Source organism: Runella sp. R0.1_18 (assembly GCF_057652155.1).
The window spans coordinates 163080-183204 of sequence record NZ_JBYFCK010000007.1 but is presented as its reverse complement, the minus strand read 5'-3'; the positions used below and the strand labels follow the sequence as shown (position 1 = coordinate 183204).

The 20125-nt window shown below is 46.0% G+C and carries 16 protein-coding genes and 1 pseudogene; 13 read left to right on the top strand and 4 right to left on the bottom strand.

Going from position 1 to position 20125, the window contains the following annotated elements; all coding sequences use genetic code 11:
• The first annotated feature begins 72 nt into the window (after positions 1-72).
• From AC23P2_RS14650 to AC23P2_RS14625, 6 genes are all read left to right on the top strand, one after another.
• Positions 73-2652 carry a family 20 glycosylhydrolase gene (locus tag AC23P2_RS14650; RefSeq protein WP_487773895.1) on the top strand — a complete coding sequence of 860 codons (2580 nt, stop codon included), beginning with the start codon at positions 73-75 and terminating at the stop codon, positions 2650-2652.
• A gap of 94 nt (positions 2653-2746) precedes the next feature.
• Positions 2747-3607, top strand: a complete 861-nt coding sequence (locus tag AC23P2_RS14645; RefSeq protein ID WP_487773894.1) for an ROK family protein — start codon at positions 2747-2749, stop codon at positions 3605-3607.
• Between the two features lie 49 nt (positions 3608-3656).
• Positions 3657-4910 carry a sugar MFS transporter gene (locus AC23P2_RS14640; protein ID WP_472492700.1) on the top strand — a complete coding sequence of 418 codons (1254 nt, stop codon included), beginning with the start codon at positions 3657-3659 and terminating at the stop codon, positions 4908-4910.
• Positions 4911-6074: a XylR family transcriptional regulator gene (locus tag AC23P2_RS14635; RefSeq protein ID WP_487773893.1), complete on the top strand. Its 1164-nt coding sequence runs from the start codon at positions 4911-4913 to the stop codon at positions 6072-6074. It abuts the gene before it with no gap.
• A 186-nt stretch (positions 6075-6260) separates the two neighbouring features.
• Positions 6261-7106 (top strand): TonB family protein, encoded by an 846-nt coding sequence (locus AC23P2_RS14630; protein WP_487773892.1) that lies wholly within the window; start codon positions 6261-6263, stop codon positions 7104-7106.
• A 33-nt stretch (positions 7107-7139) separates the two neighbouring features.
• A complete protein-coding gene (locus tag AC23P2_RS14625) occupies positions 7140-8645 on the top strand; it encodes a 3-keto-alpha-glucoside-1,2-lyase-like domain-containing protein (RefSeq protein WP_487773891.1) in 1506 nt (501 codons plus the stop codon).
• A gap of 69 nt (positions 8646-8714) precedes the next feature.
• Here AC23P2_RS14625 and AC23P2_RS14620 read toward each other — a convergent pair whose 3' ends face one another.
• Positions 8715-11042 (bottom strand): hypothetical protein, encoded by a 2328-nt coding sequence (locus tag AC23P2_RS14620; protein ID WP_487773890.1) that lies wholly within the window; start codon positions 11040-11042, stop codon positions 8715-8717.
• A 25-nt stretch (positions 11043-11067) separates the two neighbouring features.
• Positions 11068-12285, bottom strand: coding sequence for a DegT/DnrJ/EryC1/StrS family aminotransferase (locus AC23P2_RS14615; RefSeq protein ID WP_487773889.1), 1218 nt, complete (start codon positions 12283-12285; stop codon positions 11068-11070).
• Positions 12286-12401: 116 nt separating this feature from the next.
• Between AC23P2_RS14615 and AC23P2_RS14610 the strand changes: the two genes are divergently transcribed.
• The 3 genes from AC23P2_RS14610 to AC23P2_RS14600 are packed head-to-tail and all read left to right on the top strand — an operon-like array spanning position 12402 to position 15153.
• Positions 12402-13709 (top strand): hypothetical protein, encoded by a 1308-nt coding sequence (locus AC23P2_RS14610; RefSeq protein WP_487773888.1) that lies wholly within the window; start codon positions 12402-12404, stop codon positions 13707-13709.
• Between the two features lie 39 nt (positions 13710-13748).
• Complete coding sequence (locus AC23P2_RS14605) at positions 13749-14138, top strand: hypothetical protein (protein WP_487773887.1); 390 nt, start codon at positions 13749-13751, stop codon at positions 14136-14138.
• 13 nt (positions 14139-14151) lie between these two features.
• Positions 14152-15153 carry an Imm49 family immunity protein gene (locus AC23P2_RS14600; RefSeq protein WP_487773886.1) on the top strand — a complete coding sequence of 334 codons (1002 nt, stop codon included), beginning with the start codon at positions 14152-14154 and terminating at the stop codon, positions 15151-15153.
• A gap of 66 nt (positions 15154-15219) precedes the next feature.
• Here the strand turns inward: AC23P2_RS14600 and AC23P2_RS14595 are convergent, their stop codons facing one another.
• Both AC23P2_RS14595 and AC23P2_RS14590 read right to left on the bottom strand, forming a co-directional pair.
• Positions 15220-15732, bottom strand: coding sequence for a hypothetical protein (locus tag AC23P2_RS14595; RefSeq protein WP_487773885.1), 513 nt, complete (start codon positions 15730-15732; stop codon positions 15220-15222).
• Positions 15722-16201, bottom strand: a complete 480-nt coding sequence (locus AC23P2_RS14590) for an N-acetyltransferase (protein WP_487773884.1) — start codon at positions 16199-16201, stop codon at positions 15722-15724. Before AC23P2_RS14590 ends, AC23P2_RS14595 begins: the two co-directional genes overlap by 11 nt.
• Positions 16202-16467: 266 nt before the next feature.
• Here AC23P2_RS14590 and AC23P2_RS14585 point away from each other — a divergent pair, with 266 nt between their 5' ends.
• The 4 genes and pseudogenes from AC23P2_RS14585 to AC23P2_RS14570 all read left to right on the top strand — a co-directional run bounded on the left by AC23P2_RS14585 (position 16468) and on the right by AC23P2_RS14570 (position 20107).
• Positions 16468-17031, top strand: a complete 564-nt coding sequence (locus AC23P2_RS14585) for a YdeI/OmpD-associated family protein (protein ID WP_487773883.1) — start codon at positions 16468-16470, stop codon at positions 17029-17031.
• A gap of 13 nt (positions 17032-17044) precedes the next feature.
• Positions 17045-18382 (top strand): amidohydrolase, encoded by a 1338-nt coding sequence (locus AC23P2_RS14580; RefSeq protein WP_487773882.1) that lies wholly within the window; start codon positions 17045-17047, stop codon positions 18380-18382.
• 32 nt (positions 18383-18414) lie between these two features.
• Positions 18415-18531, top strand: a pseudogene (locus AC23P2_RS14575) (DMT family transporter); the annotation flags it as partial.
• A 415-nt stretch (positions 18532-18946) separates the two neighbouring features.
• Positions 18947-20107 (top strand): DegT/DnrJ/EryC1/StrS family aminotransferase, encoded by a 1161-nt coding sequence (locus tag AC23P2_RS14570; RefSeq protein WP_487773881.1) that lies wholly within the window; start codon positions 18947-18949, stop codon positions 20105-20107.
• Positions 20108-20125 lie beyond the last annotated feature (18 nt).

Here is a 20125-nt window from a genome sequence, read left to right as displayed (position 1 = left end):
AAAATACTGTACCCAGAATGGTATTTTTAATACGCATCAGCGTACTATTAGGGCTACTTAACCTCGGTATTTATGCGTACTATTTCGTCTATCACTGTTTTATGTATTTTTATTTGGTGGCTCAGTGGCTGCAAATCTGCGTCAGAAGGAGCGTTTGACCAAGCAAGTAATATTGCTATTTCGTGGGAATTGACCGACAATTTTGCAGGGCCTAACGATGTTTTTGAAGCGAAATTTTACTTCAAAAACAATGGCTCACTTACCCTTGGCGATAGCGCTTGGGCACTGTTTTTCAACATGGCTCCTCGCCCGCTTACGCCCACGCCTACACCCCAGCTCGCGACACTGGAGCACATCAACGGCGACTGGTACAAGCTTTCTCCTAACAAAGGATTTCGTCTTGCGCCTGGCGATTCGGTTGCCATTAGCTACCGTGGTACCGAAAGTGTCATCAAAGAAACGGATGCTCCACTGGGATTATATTTTGTCTTTTATGATGCCAAAGGCGAAGAATCACAAATTGTTCCCATAGAAAAATGTGCCGTGGTGCCGTTTACGCGAAAAGAGCAACTTTTGCGCGGCCCCAACGACCAAGACCCCATCATTACGGCCAGTCTGCGCTATAATGAAAATCTTCAAGTAAGCCCCGTGGCCGCTACCCAATTACAACGCATTATCCCATCTCCCATCAGTGTGGTAACGGGGCAAGGTTCTTTTTCATTGACCTCATCCACCCCAATTCACTACGCCGCAGGACTTGAAAACGAAGCCAATTTGCTGGCTCAACGCCTCAAAGAGCTGACGGGTAGCGAGTTTAAAACCAAAAACGCATCACCCGCTCCCAATACCATTTCGTTGAGTACAACCGCGTTGAATGTCAAAGGAATTAGCAAAGAAGCTTACAAACTAAGCGTGAGTCCACAAGGAGTTTCCATCGTTGGCAGCGACGCTGCGGGCGTGTTTTACGGCACTCAGAGCCTTGTTGCGCTCATTCCAACGGCAGCTTTAGCCCAAAAATCCAGCACCATTTCGTTGGAAGCGCTGCAAATCGAAGACGCTCCTCGCTTTTCGTTCCGTAGTATGCACCTCGACGTAGGCCGTAATTTTCAAACCAAAGAGACCATTCTTCGTCAGCTAGACGTATTGGCATTTTACAAACTGAACCATTTTTTGTTTTACGTAACGGAAGACGAAGGGTGGCGTGTTGAAATCGATGGTTTGCCTGAACTTACGCAAGTAGGCGGTCAGCGTCAGCACGTGAAGTCGTACAAAGATGCCGCCTTGCACCCAGGCTATGGCTCTGGCCCAGCAGCTTACGGCAAAGGTACCCACGGAAGCGGTTTTTATACCAAAGCTGATTTTATTGAAATTCTGAAATACGCCCACGCTCGCCACATCAAAATCATCCCTGAAGTCAACTTACCTGGCCACGCTCGGGCAGCCATCAAAGCGATGGAAGCGCGTTATCAACGTTTGATGAAAGAAGGCAAAGAGAAAGAAGCCAACGAATACCGTTTGGTGGATCCCAAAGACGAATCGGTTTATTTGTCGGCGCAAAGCTACAAAGACAACGTGACGGATGTGACGCAAGAGTCCACCTACCGATTCTACGAAAAAGTGACCGACGAAATCATCAAAATGTACAAAGAAGCGGGGCTTACTTTGGATATTTTCCACATTGGTGGCGACGAAGTAGCGGGCGGTGCGTGGACCAAGTCGCCTTGGGCCCAAGACCTGCTCAAAAAAGACCCGAGCATCGGCGAATTTCATAATCTCCATGCTTATTTCATTCGCCGTTTGCTGCCTCGTTTACAAAAACGCGGCCTCCAAGTACACGGTTGGGAAGAAGTAGGATTAACAAAAACCAAAGACGGTGCGCTCAAGGTCAATCCTGAGTTTGCGGGTAAAAACGTGGTTCCTTACGTGTGGAACAACCTCTACGACCCAGATTTAGGTTATCGTTTGGCCAATGCAGGTTACCCTGTCGTCTTGTGCAACGTCACCAATTTTTACTTCGATTTGGCCTACAACAATGAGTCGCAAGAACCAGGTCTTTACTGGGCTGGCTTTGTCGATACCCGCGATAACTACACTTTTGCACCGTACGACATGTTTAAAACTACTTATACCAACAACTTTGGCAAGCCTCTGGTATTCAACAACGTAGAGCGTTTGCGACCCGATGCTCGTAAAAATATCGTCGGCGTAGAGTGTCAATTGTGGAGCGAAACCATCAAAGGACGCGACATGCTCGAATACTACACCTTACCAAAATTGATGGGCTTTGCCGAAAGTGCGTGGAGCGCCGAGCGCCCTTGGGAAACCATTGCCGACCGCAGCGCCCGCGAAAAAGCGATTCAGGCAAGTTGGAATATTTTCGTAAATACCCTCGCCCAAAAAGACCTACCTCGCCTAAGCTATCTCAACGGCGGCTACAACTACCGCGTTCCGCTGCCAGGGGCAATAGTCGAAAACGGAACATTGAAGGCCAATATCGCTTATCCTGGGCTTCGGGTACGCTACACAACCGACGGCAGCGAACCTACCGATAAGTCAGCCGAATATACCGCCCCTGTCCAAGTCACAGGCAAAATAAAGCTCAAAGCATTTGACGCCGCAGGCAAAGCAAGCCGCACCGTCGAAGTAAAGTAGCTCTCATTCGTAATTCATCATTTGTAATTCATAGTTACCCACCGCGCGTTCGCTCAAGTAAATACGCAACGTTAACACTTAAAAAGTAGCACCAATGAAAATAGGAGTAGATTTAGGAGGAACCAAAGTAAAAGCGGGAATCGAGTTTAACGGGGAAATTATCCACCAAAACACGGTTTTCCTCCAAGAGAAGGAGTCCATGTCGGCTACTTTAGAGCAGCTGTTTGACCTGATACGTCCCCTCACCGAACACCCCATCGGAAGCATTGGGATTGGTGTTCCCTCAGTCGTCGATGTCGAAAAAGGCATCGTTTATAACGTAGCCAATATCCCTTCGTGGGAAAAAGTAGCGTTACGTGATATTTTAGAAGAAGAATTTAACATACCCGTCTATGTCAACAACGACGCCAACTGCTTTAGCCTCGGCGAGCACCGCTATGGCGTTGCCCAACATTACAATTCTGTCGTTGGAATGACCATCGGAACTGGCTTAGGGTCAGGCATTATCATCGACAATCAGTTATACAACGGGAGCAACTGCGGCGCGGGCGAAATCGGTCTTTTGCCTTACCGCGAGCACAACCTCGAATACTACGCAGGGAGCAACTTCTTTGAAGCCATTCACGGCACTACGGCCCTGCTTGTGAGCAACGCCGCACTCAACGGCGACAAAAAAGCCCTTCGTTTATGGCAAGAATTTGGTGTACATTTGGGGTTTGCCATCAAAGCGGCCATGTACACTTACGACCCCGAAGCCATTGTATTGGGTGGTTCTATTGCCAAAGCTTACTCGTTTTTTGAAGCGGGAATGCGCCAAGCGCTTGAGGATTTTGCCTATCCCGAAACCCTCAAAAGGATCAAAATCCTTCAGTCTCAAAACGATGACATCGCTCTCTTAGGTGCTGCGGCGTTGGTATCGCAAGATGCCAAAGTAACGGTGGGCAGTTTGAGATAATGTGCAGAGGGTTGCTCACAACCCGACCAAATCCAAAACCCAAAACCACATGAAAAGAAACACCTTTATTGTTATTCTCATTTTCGTTATTTTCTTCGTTATATCGTTTTTGAGTAATATTCTTGGCCCCATTATCCCCGACATTGTCGATAGCTTCAATCTCAGCATCGGCTTAGCGGGCTTTTTACCGTTTGCCTTTTTTGTAGCCTACGGGGTGGCGTCCATTCCTTCGGGAATATTGGTCGAAAAATATCGCGAGAAAAAGGTGCTTTTCTGGGCTTTTTTGTTGGCATTTGGTGGGGCTCTGTTATTTGCGCTAGTTCCCACGTTTACGGTATCGCTGTTATCGCTTTTCATCATCGGCATCGGCATGGCCATGCTTCAAGTGGTGATTAACCCTCTACTGCGCGTCGCAGGAGGTGAAGCTAATTTTGCCTTCAACTCCGTGATGGCGCAGTTGTTTTTTGGCGGCGCTTCGTTTTTAAGCCCCATGCTCTACAGCTACTTAGTCCTAAATGTTCATTCAGGCCAAGAAGCTAACGCCTTTATTTCTACGCTCAACGACATCGTCCCCGCCGACTTGAAATGGGTTTCGTTGTATTGGGTATTTGCGGTGGTAGCGCTTTTGATGGTCATCGTTGTAAAAATGGTACATTTTCCCGAAGTGGAGCTCAAAGAAGACGAAAAAATTGACACTCAAAACGCTTTCAATGACTTACTCAAAAACCGTTACGTTTACCTGTTTTTTTTAGGAATTTTTGCGTACGTCGGTACGGAGCAAGGCATTGCTAATTGGACGTCAAAATTTCTCCAAACCTACCACAACGTTGACCCCGCTACGGAAGGCGCTTCGGTGATTTCGTATTTTTGGGGCTTACTCACCATTGGCTGTATTTTAGGACTTGTTTTGTTGAAACTCTTCGACAGCCGTCGGGTATTGCTGCTTTTCACCGTTGGGGCCATCATTTCGGTGTTAGTTGGTTTATTTGGCCCGCTCGAAATGGCCTTGTATGCCTTTCCAATGAGTGGTTTTTTTGCTTCGGTGATGTGGTCAATTATCGTCTCGTTGGCGCTCAACTCCGTTCCTTATCACCACGGGACGTTTTCGGGTATTTTGTGTTCGGGCATTGCGGGTGGTGCGGTTGTGCCACTCGTCATTGGAGGTTTGGCCGAATTGGTAGGCTTGCGTTTGGCGATGTTATTTTTGATGATTACTTTGGGATATATTTTGAGCATTGGTTTTTGGGCAAAACCCCTTGTGACCAACGCCACCATTAAAAGTTGGAAAGAACTTTTTTCGTAGATGTACAAAATTATCCTTCTTATCGACTTTGCCGAAGAATACAGCAAAGGCTTACTTCAAGGAATTTCGAAGTACTCGAAAGAGCATGGCCCGTGGATTTTCTGTCGAATGCCCCTGTTTCAGCGCGAAACGATTGGTATCGACGGAATTTTGGAATGGGCGCTCGAATGGGAAGCCGACGGCATCATTGGGCAGTTGTACAACGACCCCAAGATTTCTAAAATCGTGGAAGCAGGCATTCCCGTCATTGCCCAAGACTTCAAGGAACGTTTCAAAGAGATTCCCAACATCACAGGCGACCACTACGAAGCGGGACACATGGGGGCAGAATATTTTCTCCGAAAAGGCTTCAAACACTTTGCGTTTTACGGTTTCAAGGACATCGTTTGGTCGCGCGAGCGGGCCGAAGGTTTTGAGGCACGCATCCAGAAAGCAGGCTACCCCGTGCATTATTTTGAGCACGCCATGTCGCGGTCGAGTGAGCTGTGGTACTACAAACCTAGCCCCCTGAGCCAATGGCTCAATTCGCTCCCCAAACCGCTTGCCCTCATGGCTTGCGACGACAACCAAGGACAGCATATTACGGAAGCCTGTCGTTTGGCCAATATCCGTATCCCCGAAGAAGTAGCCGTGTTGGGCGTCGATAATGACGAAATGATTTGTGAATTTTCGGATCCACCCCTTTCGAGCATTGCCCAAGATACCGAAAAAGGTGGCTACGACGCAGCCAAATTGTTGCACCACATGATTGAGCACGGTACGTCGGATTTCTACGACATTTACGTAAAACCAACACAAGTAATCACTCGCCAGTCCACCGATATTTATGCCACCAACGACAAGTACATTGCTTCGTCTTTGAAATTTATTCACCAAAATATCGACAAAAACCTGCAAGTCGATGACGTGGTCAAACAAGTGCCGTTGTCGCGGCGGGCCTTGGAACAACGTTTTCAGGACATTACGGGCTACCCGATTTATAAGTATATTTTTAATTTACGTATCGAGAAGTTTACCCAAAAATTACTCGAAACTGACATGACGGTTTTTGAAATCGCGCTTGACATGGGCCTCACCGACAGTAAAAATATTGCGCGGCAATTTCGACAAATCAAAGGCTGTACCCCCATCGAATATCGTAATAAGTATTTAGCAGGAAAATAGGGGATGTTTCCGCCATTCTTAGTTTTAGAGAATAATAAAACAGTTGAACTTTAATTTGAGCAAAAAAGCCTTTTTTAGCGCAAAAAAGGTCAAAATTCAAAGAAAAAAGGCATAAAGCGCCATTAAAAATAGTAGGAGAATTAAGAAATCAAGGTATTTTTGCCCAAAATAATCTAACCCAAAAATATGAGATTTCTTACGCTACTGACCATACTAACATTCCTGATAAGTAACGCATTACATGCGCAATCTACCCCACCCAAAGACAGCATTGGCCATAAAGCGCAAGCCGATAAACTCTTTTTAGCAGGTAAGTATCAACAAGCCAAAGAACTGTACGAAAAGGCGAAACAAGTAACTGGCAATGAGAACGATGATTACCTCATTATGCAACTCGAAAACTGCGACAAGTGCTTAGGTTTTTGGCGTTCGATTCAGGAGTTATCCAAAGGTGCTGACGCCGCCAAAGTAACCATGACCATCTATGAAAAAATATTAGACATTAATCCCAAAGACAGCACCGTACAAGCTACGCTGATGACCAACTATTGGACCCTTGCCAAACAACGCTACCAACAGCTCGACTTCCAACGGGCAAGTGAACTCTTTCGTAAAGTGAGTGGCTATCCCCAATCGCCTTATACTGCCGAAGCGAGGGTATTGGCCGATAGCAGCGACATCTATGCCAAAAGCCTCACCGAAGGTTTTATCGCCCCCGACGTGGAAGTGCCTGCCGCCTACGCTTCTGGATTAAAAGGCATCAGCAATGTCATTGCCAACAACATGAAATATCCAGAAAAAGCCGCCAAAGAAAAAATCAGCGGGAAAGTATGGCTAGGCTTTGTCATCAATGAAAAAGGGAAAGTAATACCCGAATCGGTACGGGTAATCAAGGGCATCGGTGGCGGTTGCGACGAAGAAGCAGTTCGACTCATCAAACTAATGAACAATTGGAACCCTGCCGTTAAATGGGGCAAACCTGTTCGTTTCCAAAATACCTTTGGCATCACATTTTCATTGGGGAAAGAGTAAATTTCCCTTCCCTTCCATTTCTATTTTCCCACTATGAAAAAACTCCTTTTCCTTGCCCTTTCTTACTGTTACTTTAATCAAAGTTTCGCCCAATTTCCCTCCGAAATCGTGGACTTTAAAGCTTATGTCCAAAACCCTGTTTTTGAAGGAACAGGCAAAAAAACGTGGGACGAAAAAATCCGTGAACGAGGCTACATTCTTCACGAAGGTAATACGTATCACCTTTGGTACACGGGCTACAAAAACGAGCCCAAATCCACAAAATTTCTTGGTTACGCCTCGTCCACAGACGGGATTCGCTGGAAGCGCCACCCTCAAAATCCTATTTATAGGTTGGATTGGGTAGAAGATATGTCGGTAGTGAAAGTTAATGGCGTTTATTACATGTTTGCCGAAGGTCGCGACGACGTCGCTCATTTACTTACCTCTACCGACCGTATTCACTGGAAAGAAAAAGGCAATTTGGACATTCGCCAAACCAACGGAACACCCATCAGCAAAGGGGCTTACGGGACGCCTGCGATTTGGTACGAAAATAAAACGTGGTACCTTTTTTACGAGCGGGCCGACCTGGGAATTTGGCTCGCAACCTCCCGCGATTTGAAAATTTGGAAGAACGTTCAAGACGAACCTGTCATTGCTTTAGGCCCTGATGGCTACGACAAATTTGCGGTAGCGATGAACCAAATCATCAAATACCAAGGGAAGTATTACGGCTACTATCACGCATCGGCGTTTAAAGACTGGCGTGAATGGAGCACCAACGTGGCCGTTTCAAACGATTTGATTCACTGGACAAAATACGACCGAAATCCGATTCTCGAAAGCGATAAGTCAAGCGGGATGGTTGTCAACGATGGCAAACAATTCCGCCTATACACCATGCACCCATCGGTACAATTACACACCCCAAGCCCGTGGGAATGGTTGTTTAATGGAAAATCCATGGTCAGCTGGACATCATCCAAAAGTGACCAGTTTCCCAAAGAAGGCTGGGCCATCGAAAACAATGAATTGGTGGTCAACAAAGGCCGAGGGGAAAGCAAGGCCGTAGTGCGGGGTGGAGATATTATTACCAAAAAAACCTACACTCAGTTCGATTTAGAATTTGAATTTAAGCTTGCTCCTGGTGCCAATACGGGTCTTAAATATTTTGTCAAAAAATACCCCAATGGTGCTATGTTAGGCCCAGAATATCAACTGATTGACGATTTGGGCAACAAAGACATTGCCAACGATACCAACGACAAACGGCGTACGGCAAGTTTGTATGAATTGATTGAACCCAATTCACGCCAGCAAAAACCCATCGGCGAATGGAACCGAGGGCGAATTCGGGTAGAGGGCAAACGCGTGACGCACTGGCTCAACGGCGTAAAAGTGGTAGAATATACCATTGGAAGCCCTCAATTTAAGGAAGCTAAGGCGGCTAGCAAGTTTAAGGAAGTAGAGGATTTTGCAATGCCTGGCGGGCATATTCTCCTTCAAGACCACGGTGACGAAGCAGCTTTCCGTGCGATTCGGATTCGGGAGTTGTAATTTTGAACCATATAAGACATATAAGTTTTTCTTATAATCCCTTATATGTCTTTATATGGTTCAAACAAACTACTGCTTCAGCAACCAAACATCCGAGATTTTGGATTGTTTCCGCCAGTTTAGATGTGACTCCTCGGGTTCATCAAACGTAACGTGCAATTTCCCGTCTTGGGTCAACGTCAAGGGTACAATCCATTCTTTGACGCCATTGGGCTCACGACTGTACGTAATCGGCTCCAAACGACGCCCATCCACGCGCAATAACGCTTCTCCTGATCCAACCACCCGAACAATATAACGCGCATCCATTTGGAGGTTATCGTACTCTAATTCAGGACATTTCTGAAACAATTGCGCCGACAAACGAGTCCGACTGAAACCATCTTCCCACCATGCCACGTCGGTTGCATCTTCGGAAACGGTCTTCACGCGAGGGCCTTTCGCTACGCTCGACACGTCGTCGTAAAAACTCCCTTGTCCTGGGCTTTCCCACGTGGCTATGTCTTTCAATCTTGCTTTTTTGGCTTCCTCCGAAGGCAAGGCCGCTATTTTTTTAAACTCATCGGCCAACCACCAACGGTTGTTGAGCGGGTAGTCCACAAAATCAAGCACGCAACCACGTTCATAACCTTTGGCATTGTGTTTTTTGACGCTCGTTTGCAAACCAATCGACGTGAATAAATCGGCACACAATTGTTCTATTTTTTGACGTAACTCAGGCGCACAATTTTGTTGGTCAGCCCGATTTACCAGCGTCAACGCCTCGTTCATGGCTTTTTCAGTGCCTAGCTCTGTTGTCTGAAAAAGCACGCCATTCGCCTGTTTTTCAAGCGATTGCTCATATACCAATCGGCGGCGAGTGTAGGTGTCGTAGTTGGCACGTAGCAAAAGCATCTGCCAACGCCAATTGTTTTTCAAGGCAGGGTTAGCCGTTTCCAGCCCTTTCCAGAAAGTAAACGTAGCCTCTACCCCGCCATTTTGAACCAACGGGCCTTTCCAGTTATTTTCGAGAGCCGCAATCCCGTCGGCAGCACTTTCAGCGGCTGTTTTTCCAAAAAAGAAGCGGGTATAATCTGTCATAATCTCACGCACATCCATCGTAGGATTCCAGCCTCTCATGCTCCATACTACCTTGTTGACGTCGTCATGGCAGCCATCCGAATACGACACAAATCCATCGGTAAAAGGAGCATACGTTTGGTGGATTTCGGAGAAAGCGTAAGGTCTCGGATTGGACGCTTCGCGACCGAGGGTCAGCGCGTAGGCTTGGTCCCAACCGCGCACGGGAAACTCACAGCGAACATTGTGCGTGATGTCGGGGTACTGGCGGTGCTGGTATTTTTTGGGCAAACGAAAACGCGTTTCGGCCATTGGCGGACTTCCTGGCCCTGAAACTACGCCTTGCAGCCAATCGGGGCTATTTTCGGCCAAATAGCGGTAAAAATAATCGGTTTGCTCCACGCTAAAACCTTGTAACGAAACCCACACTTTAGCTTTGGGGTGGTATTTGGTAAGAAGCTGATACAAGTCTTTCAAAAAAGGTAAAACCAATTTTGGGTGATTGTCACCTGGGTCGCCACCTGGCACAAAAATATGGTCGAGGCGAGGGCATTTTTTGTAAAACTCTTCGTGTAAACGCAACTCAGCCGCGCGCTTTTCGGCATCGCTCAATTCAAACGTAACGGGCGTCCATACCCAGTAATCAAGGTCATATTGTTGGCACAACTCTCCCATTTTTACCCGCATCTCCGACGCAGGAATTTTAAAATGGGGATTGGGTTTTTCATCTTCGTGAAACGGAATCCCTTCTACGGCGTTGGTGCCAAAGATCGCTAATTCTCTGAAATATTGATCAAACTGCCCCACCGTCCACGCGTCGTACGAATTGGCGGTATGGCGGTAGCCGAGTTGGTGTCCACGAATCGGGTAAACGGGCGCCGTCGCTACGTCGGTAGTAAGTGCGAGCAACGCATTCCCCGCCGACATCTCCAAATGGCGCAACACCCAGCCCGTTCCAAACAATACCCCACGGGCATCGGCGCCAATAATCCACAGCGTCTGCCCATCGACTACCACCCGAAACCCTTCCGCCCGAGTCTCAGCCGCATCGCCTGCTTTTCGGGCAGGTAGTGCTTTCCCGAACAGTTCACGGTCGCTCGACAGCGCCATTGCCACCGTCACACCCGTTTTCGGCCAAGCCGCAGCGGGTTTGAGCAGCAAATGAGTCCGTTTGTTTATTTCTTCCGTAAAAACTTTAGGAACTGTCTCGCGCATAGGCACTGGCACCGACGGCGACACCACAATCGTGGCATTTTTGAGGGAAAGCGATTGTCCATAGGTCGTCATTATACCACCTAACACCGCTATCCATAGTAAAAAAATACGTTGTTTAAACATGAATTGAGAAATGGTTGGTGAATGGTTACGCTTCGCGTTTTACTTTCAGAATCGCTTCGGCAAACGACTCCATGTCCTCCTTCGTTCCTAACATTCCGTGTTGCAAAATCCACACCCCCTCGTCGCTACACGCGTGTTCGGCCACGGGGCAATGTACTTGGCTGTAATCCACGTAGTCGGGGATGGCATAACACATAAAATTTTTGTTTTGGAACAACGGTTGCTTGTACAACGGATGCGGGTATCCTCTAAAACAAGGGACGCCCTCAGCCGCCAAACGCTCCACAAACTCCACTTTCGACAACCCATTAAAATACGTTTTGTCGTACTTGATGATGTACAAATGGTAACAGTGACGGGTTTCGCCAAAACCTCGTTTCAAAGGAGTAATGCCTTCAATATTTTCCAGTAATTGATTCAAATACACCCCATTGGCATCCCGCACGAGGGTTTGTTGTTCTAAACGCTTTAGTTGCGCCGACAATAGCACCGCTTGCATTTGGGTAATGCGGTAGTTACAGCCTGGGTTATAGTGATCGTACCACTGCCCGCCTTCGATGCGACCGACATTGCGCAAGGAGTGCATCATGGCGTACAGTTCGTCGTCGTCGGTGACAACAATGCCACCTTCACCCGCCGTTAGGTTTTTGGAAGACTGAAAACTGAAGCTCCCTACGTCCCCAATTGCCCCTAGTTTTTTTCCTTTGTACTCGGCACCGTGGGCGTGCGCGGCATCTTCGATAACGCGTAGGTTGTGGCGTTTCGCAATGTCCATAATCGCGTCCATATCGCAAGCCTGCCCACCAAAATGCACAGGAATAATCACTTTGGTGCGGGGCGTAATAGCGGCTTCGATGGCAACGGGACTGATGTTGTACGTTTCGGGGTCAATATCAACAAAAACAGGCACACAGTTGGCCTCAATCACCGTCGATGCCGTCGCAATAAACGTATAAGGAGGAACGATAACCTCATCGCCAGGCTTGACGCCGCAAGCAATTAGGGCCAATCGCAGCGAAACCGAGCCATTGACACAGCTAATGGCGTATTTACTACCGCAATAAGCCGCAAATTCTTTTTCAAACTCCTCGACCAAGTCGCCGCAATCAGGGTTCCCCCATTTTCCACTACGGACTACTTCAGCGACGGCTTCTACTTCTGTTTCGTCAAAAATCGGCCACGCAAAACTCTTTTTGACAGTCTTTTCTGTTATTTCCACGGGTGGGAGGTTTTTAATGTTCATCGGATAATTACAATACTGACTAGCTAGTTTTTTAGACTACTCAAATAGCCTTTTTCAAGGGCAAAAAGGTATATCTAAAAACGATACTAAACCCTGATAAACACCTTTCTTATCCAATGAAAAACAAACAACTTTACTTCCCCATGCTCCTCGTGGCGATGTCGCTCGGAACTGCTTGGGCCATTCGTGGTCAATTCGGACACGAGTACGGTGCGGCTTGGGCGGGGGCAGTGGGCACCCTTAGCATTTTATTTGTCGCGCGCCGCACCGACTGGTACGCCAAGCTCTTTGCTGCCACCCTCGCGGGAGCCATCGGCTGGGGCTTGGGGGGAATTGCCAGCTACGGAATTTTGGTCGGCTACGGTCGCGGCGATGATTTTATCAACGTCTATTACGGGCTGCTCATGCTCTTTGTGGTTGGAGGTTTGTACGGCTACGTGGGAGGGGCATTGTTTGGGTTGGCACTGGCCGACAGCCCTCAAAAACCCGTCAAGTGGCACGAAGTGATTGTCGAGATGGTCGTAGGCGCGGCCGTTGCCTATTTTTTCCTCATTGAAGAATTTGAATGGTACATGACTCCTCCCCGCTCCGAAATGTGGGCAGCGGTGTTTGGCGCGGCCGCCGCGCTGACGTGGTACCTCGTCCGCAACAACCACACCTCTGCCCTGCGCGTAGCGGCCTTTTCGGGACTTGGCGGGGGCTTCGGGTTTGCATTTGGCAATTTCTTGCAAGTATTAGGCGGACTCACGGGCATTAAGTTCAACTTCTGGAATGTCATGGAATATTCGTTGGGCTTTTTTGGGGGATTGGGCATGGCGTACGGCACGTTTACGTCGGAATGGGAACGCACCACTGATACCCAACCCAAGTCCAAAACGTGGTTTCCGTTGCTGATGTCCATGCTCTTTATTCCTTACGTGGTATGGGAACAATCATTTTCGGTCGAGCGCCTGCAAGGCATCTTTAGCAAGCTCGAATTTGCGCCCGAAAGCGACATTTACCGTACGGTGCAGTTGGCGGCATTGGCGTTTGTTTTATTGATGGCGGCGCTGTGGTGGGTGCGCTACTACCTTACCAAAACCAATCCTCTCTCCTACTCCGCATCCGAAGTGTATGCCCTGTTTTTGGGACATTGGGGACTGTATGTGGTGTATAGCCTGCTGGTAACGGGGGCATTTTTAAGTAGCTACCGAATTGAGCAGTACCTCTACATCGTCAATTGGGTCATCGTGGCAGTGCTGATTCGTAAAGCAGAAGTAAGTTTTTCTCCTCGACCCATTGTCGTGGCGAAGTGGGGTAAAAACTTTGTGCTCGTTATTGCAAGCATTGCCTTATTGACGGTGATTTTGATTAGTTCACACGGAGAGCTCAAAAATAGCCATAAGCGTTTTGGCGCTCCGCCCCCTGTGGAGGAGAAGAAATAAAGTTTTTTTGCAAAAAAGCGTTGGGCAACCGACGCTTTTTTGCTTTTATTAGTAATTGGGTGGAATGCTGGGGATGTTAGGGTTATTTTATCTTTGCCTAATACAACGTCAAAACAAGGACAGTTTGACCGAGTTTACAGAACAACTGACCCACAAACTGGTGCTGTAACATGGAACGTTGTGGAGTGTAAAGGTGGTGCATCTGAATTGGGCTCTCGCCAAGTACATCAGCAGTGTACAGAGCTTTACATTCAGAGTATCATTAACAATATAAGAGACAGCAACAAACTAACTAATGACCAACTTATTGATTTAGAGAAGCTGCAAAATGCTTTTGATACAAATAAAGTTAAATCATATCGTTTGAAGCAACCTTTTAACGATGATGGTACATTAGGAAGCACTGAGATTGTAGAGTTTAATCTTTAATTCGTTTAAATTAATGGGGCAAGTTATTAATAAACATAAACGTTCAGATTGGTCTTTTGAAAATAATGACCATTTAATTCAAAGATTTTCTGTGCTTTCTAATAGCACATTAAATAATCCTTTGCCCAAAATATTTTGGCTGCGTGATAAATTAAGTGAAGTTAATTTCACAAATATAAGACATCAAATTAATCGAGGACTTGGTTTTACAGGCCATTACAGCACCGATAATTACACTTATAACTATCTGTATTACTGCAACCAACTGAGCAAAGCCTTTTTTCAATACAGTTTGGCTGATGGGCAGCCTGTCAGGATTCAAATTGCGGATAAAACCATCGAGACCATCGGTAAATTCTCGCCCAATGATAACGAAACGGGCGCCATGAACGTGGTCAGAGGGATTGAGCTTGCCCTAATACTGCGAGATAAAGAGGCACTTCAGTTTTATCCAACGATTCCTTTTGAGTTTACCGAAAAAGCCCAACACGATGACATCATTGCCGAAATCATGCTGATTTTCTTCAACATGCTGGCTCAAAATACCGCCGATGTTGCCGCAGCAGCCACCACTTTTCAGCAAATACAGGATCATTTGCAATGGGAAGAATATAAAAAATATGTACGCTACACGTCCTTTCTCAACGAAAGTATGTGGCGTTACTTGTTTGGGCATCGCCAAGAAAAAGTGGAGTTTTTATACTTGCCATTGCTCAAAGTTTACTTTTTTATCCTAGAAAACAAGCAGGCAGAGTTTGAAGAAGCTGTTTATGAGGCGTTACAACAATGGCAGCAATACTACACCAAGAAATATGTAGAACAAGGGGAAGAATTCGACCGAAGTTTTGAACCAGAGGGTTATTGGTGTATTCCTATGATTGCTGCCTGTGCTTTTGCCCACGACAGCGGGATGAAATTAGCAAATATAGAAAGTGATTACCTCTGCGATTGGATGATTGAAGGTAGGTTTGAGGGGTTTGAGTTATTAGTCAAAGGGGATGAAAAAATAAAATAAGCGCGTATGAAGTCATGATTGGCACACCCAGCTAAACATCATCGGAGAATACCAGGCATTATCTAATTAAAATTCTAATGCCAAATTGCCTTTAACATGCTTCTTCTCTTTATTTCTTAGCGAAGAATTAGTCATGATAGTATATTCCTGTTGTTTCATTGAAAGCCGAAACCAGTTACGAGCAGAAATAAGCTGATTAGAATGAAACTCCAATCGAATAAAAATATCTTCAGAAGGTGCTCTATGACCAGAAAGTAATTGGCTGAGCTTAGTTTTATGAATATCAAGTTCAGAAGCTACCTCAGTCTTCTTTTTATCTTGAAGCTCGATATACAATTTTAAGAAATAGGCAAAGCCTTTTTTGGGATCAAACGTATCCTGCTTTATATAATCCTCAATATGGATTTTCAATTGTAGCAGTTGACCATATAGCTTTTCCTGTTCAGAGCGCTCAGCTAATCTCTCTTGACGAATAACGGCTAATTGCTGATCGGCTTGGCGTTTCTGCTCAAGAGTCATTTTGGCCGGTAGCATAAAGCCATCTACTACTTCTTCGGGAGCTATTGCGTCAAGGTTCATCGTCAATGTAGGTTTGTATGAGAGTATAAAGTGGTCTTCCTTCTAAATACAGTTGCAGGCCACCATCCAGCATACCGTACTTATTTTGATAATGTTTTACTAATCGGGTTTTTGGTTTAAGCGATACACAGGCTAAATCGCCATATTCTTTTACAGCTAATCGACATGCCCATCCAATTAAACAACCAGCAATCCGATCATACTGCTTACCAGGCCCAAAATTATCACTTCGGCTAGCAATCAAGTTAATTTCTACGCGATATTCAAGTGGATAGTATGTTAGTGACATTGCCCCTAACATATCTCTACTGTCTGCCACCCGTAATTTCCACAGTTCAGTTTCCGTAAAGTCTTTCCAGGTAAAATGGAAATCCTTTTTGGTCAGTTTCTTCAAGTCGCTAACTGCTACAGGCTCAATAATAGCCTCAACAGGCGTAGGTGGATCAGCACCCCTATTGAGCAAGTACATCTGTATTTTATTTGAGTATAAATTTACAAAAAAAGTAAACTATTTAAAAATTTGTAAATAAACCTCTTCTGAAATAGAGCATTTTAAGCGATGTATAGGTCTTAGGATAAACTTTAATTAACATGTATAAAAGCATTATAACTTACCTTTATTGCATTCTCACAAAACCCTAGCCGCCTTGTTTTACCTAATCACTTCCATGAGGATATTAGCTAGGTGAGGTGCTTTGGTTAAAAATGACGGGCGGAACGCCCGTACCACATAGTATGGAAATAGACGTATTCTACCCTCAAAATCAGGCGGAATGGCGCGCTTGGTTGGAACAAAATCACCAATCTCAACAGGCCGTTTGGGTTGTTTTTTATAAAAAATCGTCGGCTATACCATCCATTACTTGGAGTGAGGCCGTGGATGTCGCGCTGTGCTTTGGCTGGATAGACAGCAAAAAAGTTACCATCGATTCCGAAAAATCACACCAGTTTTTTTGCCCTCGCAAGGCAAAAAGTACGTGGTCGAAAATCAATAAAGTAAAGGTTGACCAGCTTATCGAGGCGGGATTGATGACGGAAGCGGGTTTCGCTAGTATCGAAGTAGCAAAACGCAATGGTTCTTGGACCTTGCTCGATGAAGTAGAAGCCTTAGTCATTCCTCCCGATTTGGAACAAGCACTTGCGGGGCAGCAGGGTTTGTTGGAGCCTTTTTTGGGTTTGAGTAAATCCGTAAAAAAAGAACGATTAGCGCGGTTGCTTTTTGCCAAACGCCCCGAAACACGCCAAAAACGCATCGATGAAATAATCGTGCTGCTCACCCATAAATATACCAAAGGATAAAACAACTTACAACATGAACCAATCCACCCTTTCGCGCAAAGCCTTTCTTGAACACTCAATCGTAGGTTTGTCAGGGTTTTCATTGGCACCTAGTGCTTCGCTGCTATCTCCCGAAAAAGAAATTGCGTGGGGTGCTTCCACGGGCAATGCCAACAAATATACCCTAAAAAACGTACGCCTTGAAACAGGGTTTGACTACGAAGGCGAGGAGGTAGTTAGCACAAAGACGGGCTTGTTTGCGGTCGAAATTGAAAATGGGAAAATCAAAAACGTCAGCACGCAAAAACCACCCGCCGACGCTATCGACGCGAAGGGTCTTTTGATGCTACCTTCGTTTAAAGATATGCACATCCATTTGGACAAAACCTTTTACGGCGACAAGTGGCAGGCTACCAAAAGACGAACCAATGGCGTCAAAGGCATGATTGCGCTAGAGCAACAGATTTTACCCGACATGCTCAAAAATTCAACCCAAAAAGCCGAAAAACTCATCGAATTGTTGCAATCGCGCGGCACGGGGTTTGCACGTAGTCACGTCAACATTGAGCCAACTTCTAAGCTCCAATCGTTGAAAAATCTGCAAACAGCACTGCGTAATAAAAAAGACGTTTTTGGCGCTGAATTAGTCGCATTTCCTCAACATGGGGTGTTTTATACCGACTCAGCCCCGTATATGAAAGAAGCCGCTCAAATGGACATTGATTTCATTGGGGGCGTTGACCCGTTTACCCTAGACGGTGCCATCGAAAAAACCATGGACTTTACCATTCAATTGGCCTTAGACCACCACAAAGGAATTGACATTCACTTGCACGAATCGGGCGAATCTGGGCTCAAAACCATCGAGTATTTGATGGCCAAAGTCAACGAAAACCCCGTGTTAAAAGGCAAAACCTACGTCAGTCACGCTTTTGCGTTAGCCAAACTTGAGAAAGAAAAACAAGAAGAAATTGCCGAAAAACTTGGCGCTGCCCGCATAGGTATTTTATCCACCATTCCGTTTGGAACCACCATCATGCCCATTCCTACGCTGTTGAAGTACGGGGTCAACGTCATGACGGGTAACGACAGCATTGTAGATCATTGGAATACGTTTGGAACAGGAAGCGTATTACAAAAAGCCAATCTTGCTGCTCAGCTATACGGGTATTCTACGGAGTTTGGGCTATCGAGAATCCTACGATTGGCCACCGCAGGCCCTTTGCCACTCACCGACAAAGGCGAACAGCAGTGGCCCAAAGCAGGCGACGACGCCAATGTAGTATTGGTAGATGCGAGCTGTTCGGCCGAAGCAGTTTCCCGCATCTCCCCCATCAAGTCGCTGATATACCAAGGGACGGTTGTTTACTAAACACTTGATAAAATATACTTGCTTCCAACCGTGTCGGTACTATTTTGATTGGCATCATTGTATTTAAAGAACCCATCACTTTTTGGAGACTCCTATTTCTAATTACTTTAATTGGCTCAATCGTCGGGCTAAAAGCTGTATCACACTAGGCTTTTGAAAAAAATGCTTTTGTCGTCCAATTTTAGATTAAAAAGTCGCTATAAAGTGATTAAAAAGTACTTAAAATAGCCCAAAACTCACCAAAAATCACCATTTTTCTGGCGTCAAATTGATCACACCTTCCCTCTAACTCGCTGTGAATCAATTTGCTAAAATAGTCATCAAAAATAATTTTGATTTCTCTTGTTTTCTTCTATCTTGTATATTGCAGTATCGCTATTTATTGTATATTTGTCTCGACAATACGGTTTTATATCTAAACAAACAAGGTTTTTGGATATTCAGGAATCTTTATTGAACGATAAGACACTATGTTGTCTCTCTAACAAAAGAAGTGCTTAACCTACACTTCTTTCCACAGCCCAATTTTGAGAAAAACGAGTACTATTATCTATCAAACTTTGTATGATTCTTGACAAGATTCTGGAGAAACCCATGAATGAGTATCCTGTTATGGATACGAGGGAGGGTATTGTACTGTTCTACCCTAACATTCCTGCCAAAGCCGCTTCTAACATCACAGAAGTCCTTCATTCACGTTGGATTGGCCAAGGCCCTAAAGTGGACGAATTTGAACGTCGCTTCGAGTCAAAATTTACGTACCCCAACAAATGCTTGGCAGTTGGTTCTGGGACGGATGCTCTTCACTTGGCATATTTGTTGGCCGATTTGCAACCAGGCGACGAAGTCATTGCTCCCGTATTTACTTGTACGGCCACCAACATCCCATTCCTTTATATGGGAGTCAACATTGTGTTTGCCGATGTGGATGACAACCTCAACATCGACGTAAAACACGTGGAGCAACTCATTACGCCCAAAACAAAGGCAATTGTCTGCGTTCATTACGGCGGTCTTCCCTGCGACATGGACGAACTGTGGACACTCGGGAAGAAGCACAATCTCTTCATTATTGAAGACGCGGCGCACGCCGTAGGTGCCAAATACAAAGGGCGCTACATCGGTAGCGAAAGCGACTTTACCATGTTTTCGTTCCAAGCCATCAAACACATTACGACGGGCGACGGCGGCATGTTGGTGGTGAAAGACTCAACTTTGGTCGAAAAAGCAAAACGCCTGCGTTGGTTTGGCATCGACCGCACCAGCAAACAAAAAGGAATTTGGGAAAACGACATTGTAGAAGTAGGCTATAAATACCAAATGACCGACCTTGCGGCCAGCTTGGGCTTGGCAGGTTTGGAAGAATTTGACGAACATTTGGCACATCGTCAGCGGCTTTACCGCTTGTACTGCGAGCTACTCAAAGATATTTCAGGCATTCGGGTGATTGGTAGCGAATACACCGACCGTGAACACGCGGCATGGCTACTCACGGCCGAAGTGGATCACCGCGAAGACCTTATGCGTCACCTCCGCGAACACGGTATTGAGTCGGGACAGGTGCATTATCGCAACGATAAATATTCGATTTTTGGCGGTCGTACGCCAGGGCAATTCCCCAAAATGGATGCCATCGAAGAGCGCTATCTCGTGCTTCCACTACACGCCCGAGTGACCGAAGACGACATTCGATACATTGCGTACGTTCTTCAAAAAGGTTGGTAAATTTAATTTGGCGGAGCT

Bases quoted from the DNA above. Each gene is read 5' to 3' on its own strand.
- AC23P2_RS14650 (WP_487773895.1), top strand. From the start codon at position 73: ATGCGTACTATTTCGTCTATCACTGTTTTATGTATTTTTATTTGGTGG.
- AC23P2_RS14645 (WP_487773894.1), top strand. From the start codon at position 2,747: ATGAAAATAGGAGTAGATTTAGGAGGAACCAAAGTAAAAGCGGGAATC.
- AC23P2_RS14640 (WP_472492700.1), top strand. From the start codon at position 3,657: ATGAAAAGAAACACCTTTATTGTTATTCTCATTTTCGTTATTTTCTTC.
- AC23P2_RS14635 (WP_487773893.1), top strand. From the start codon at position 4,911: ATGTACAAAATTATCCTTCTTATCGACTTTGCCGAAGAATACAGCAAA.
- AC23P2_RS14630 (WP_487773892.1), top strand. From the start codon at position 6,261: ATGAGATTTCTTACGCTACTGACCATACTAACATTCCTGATAAGTAAC.
- AC23P2_RS14625 (WP_487773891.1), top strand. From the start codon at position 7,140: ATGAAAAAACTCCTTTTCCTTGCCCTTTCTTACTGTTACTTTAATCAA.
- AC23P2_RS14620 (WP_487773890.1), bottom strand. From the start codon at position 11,042: ATGTTTAAACAACGTATTTTTTTACTATGGATAGCGGTGTTAGGTGGT.
- AC23P2_RS14615 (WP_487773889.1), bottom strand. From the start codon at position 12,285: ATGAACATTAAAAACCTCCCACCCGTGGAAATAACAGAAAAGACTGTC.
- AC23P2_RS14610 (WP_487773888.1), top strand. From the start codon at position 12,402: ATGAAAAACAAACAACTTTACTTCCCCATGCTCCTCGTGGCGATGTCG.
- AC23P2_RS14600 (WP_487773886.1), top strand. From the start codon at position 14,152: ATGGGGCAAGTTATTAATAAACATAAACGTTCAGATTGGTCTTTTGAA.
- AC23P2_RS14595 (WP_487773885.1), bottom strand. From the start codon at position 15,732: ATGAACCTTGACGCAATAGCTCCCGAAGAAGTAGTAGATGGCTTTATG.
- AC23P2_RS14590 (WP_487773884.1), bottom strand. From the start codon at position 16,201: ATGTACTTGCTCAATAGGGGTGCTGATCCACCTACGCCTGTTGAGGCT.
- AC23P2_RS14585 (WP_487773883.1), top strand. From the start codon at position 16,468: ATGGAAATAGACGTATTCTACCCTCAAAATCAGGCGGAATGGCGCGCT.
- AC23P2_RS14580 (WP_487773882.1), top strand. From the start codon at position 17,045: ATGAACCAATCCACCCTTTCGCGCAAAGCCTTTCTTGAACACTCAATC.
- AC23P2_RS14570 (WP_487773881.1), top strand. From the start codon at position 18,947: ATGATTCTTGACAAGATTCTGGAGAAACCCATGAATGAGTATCCTGTT.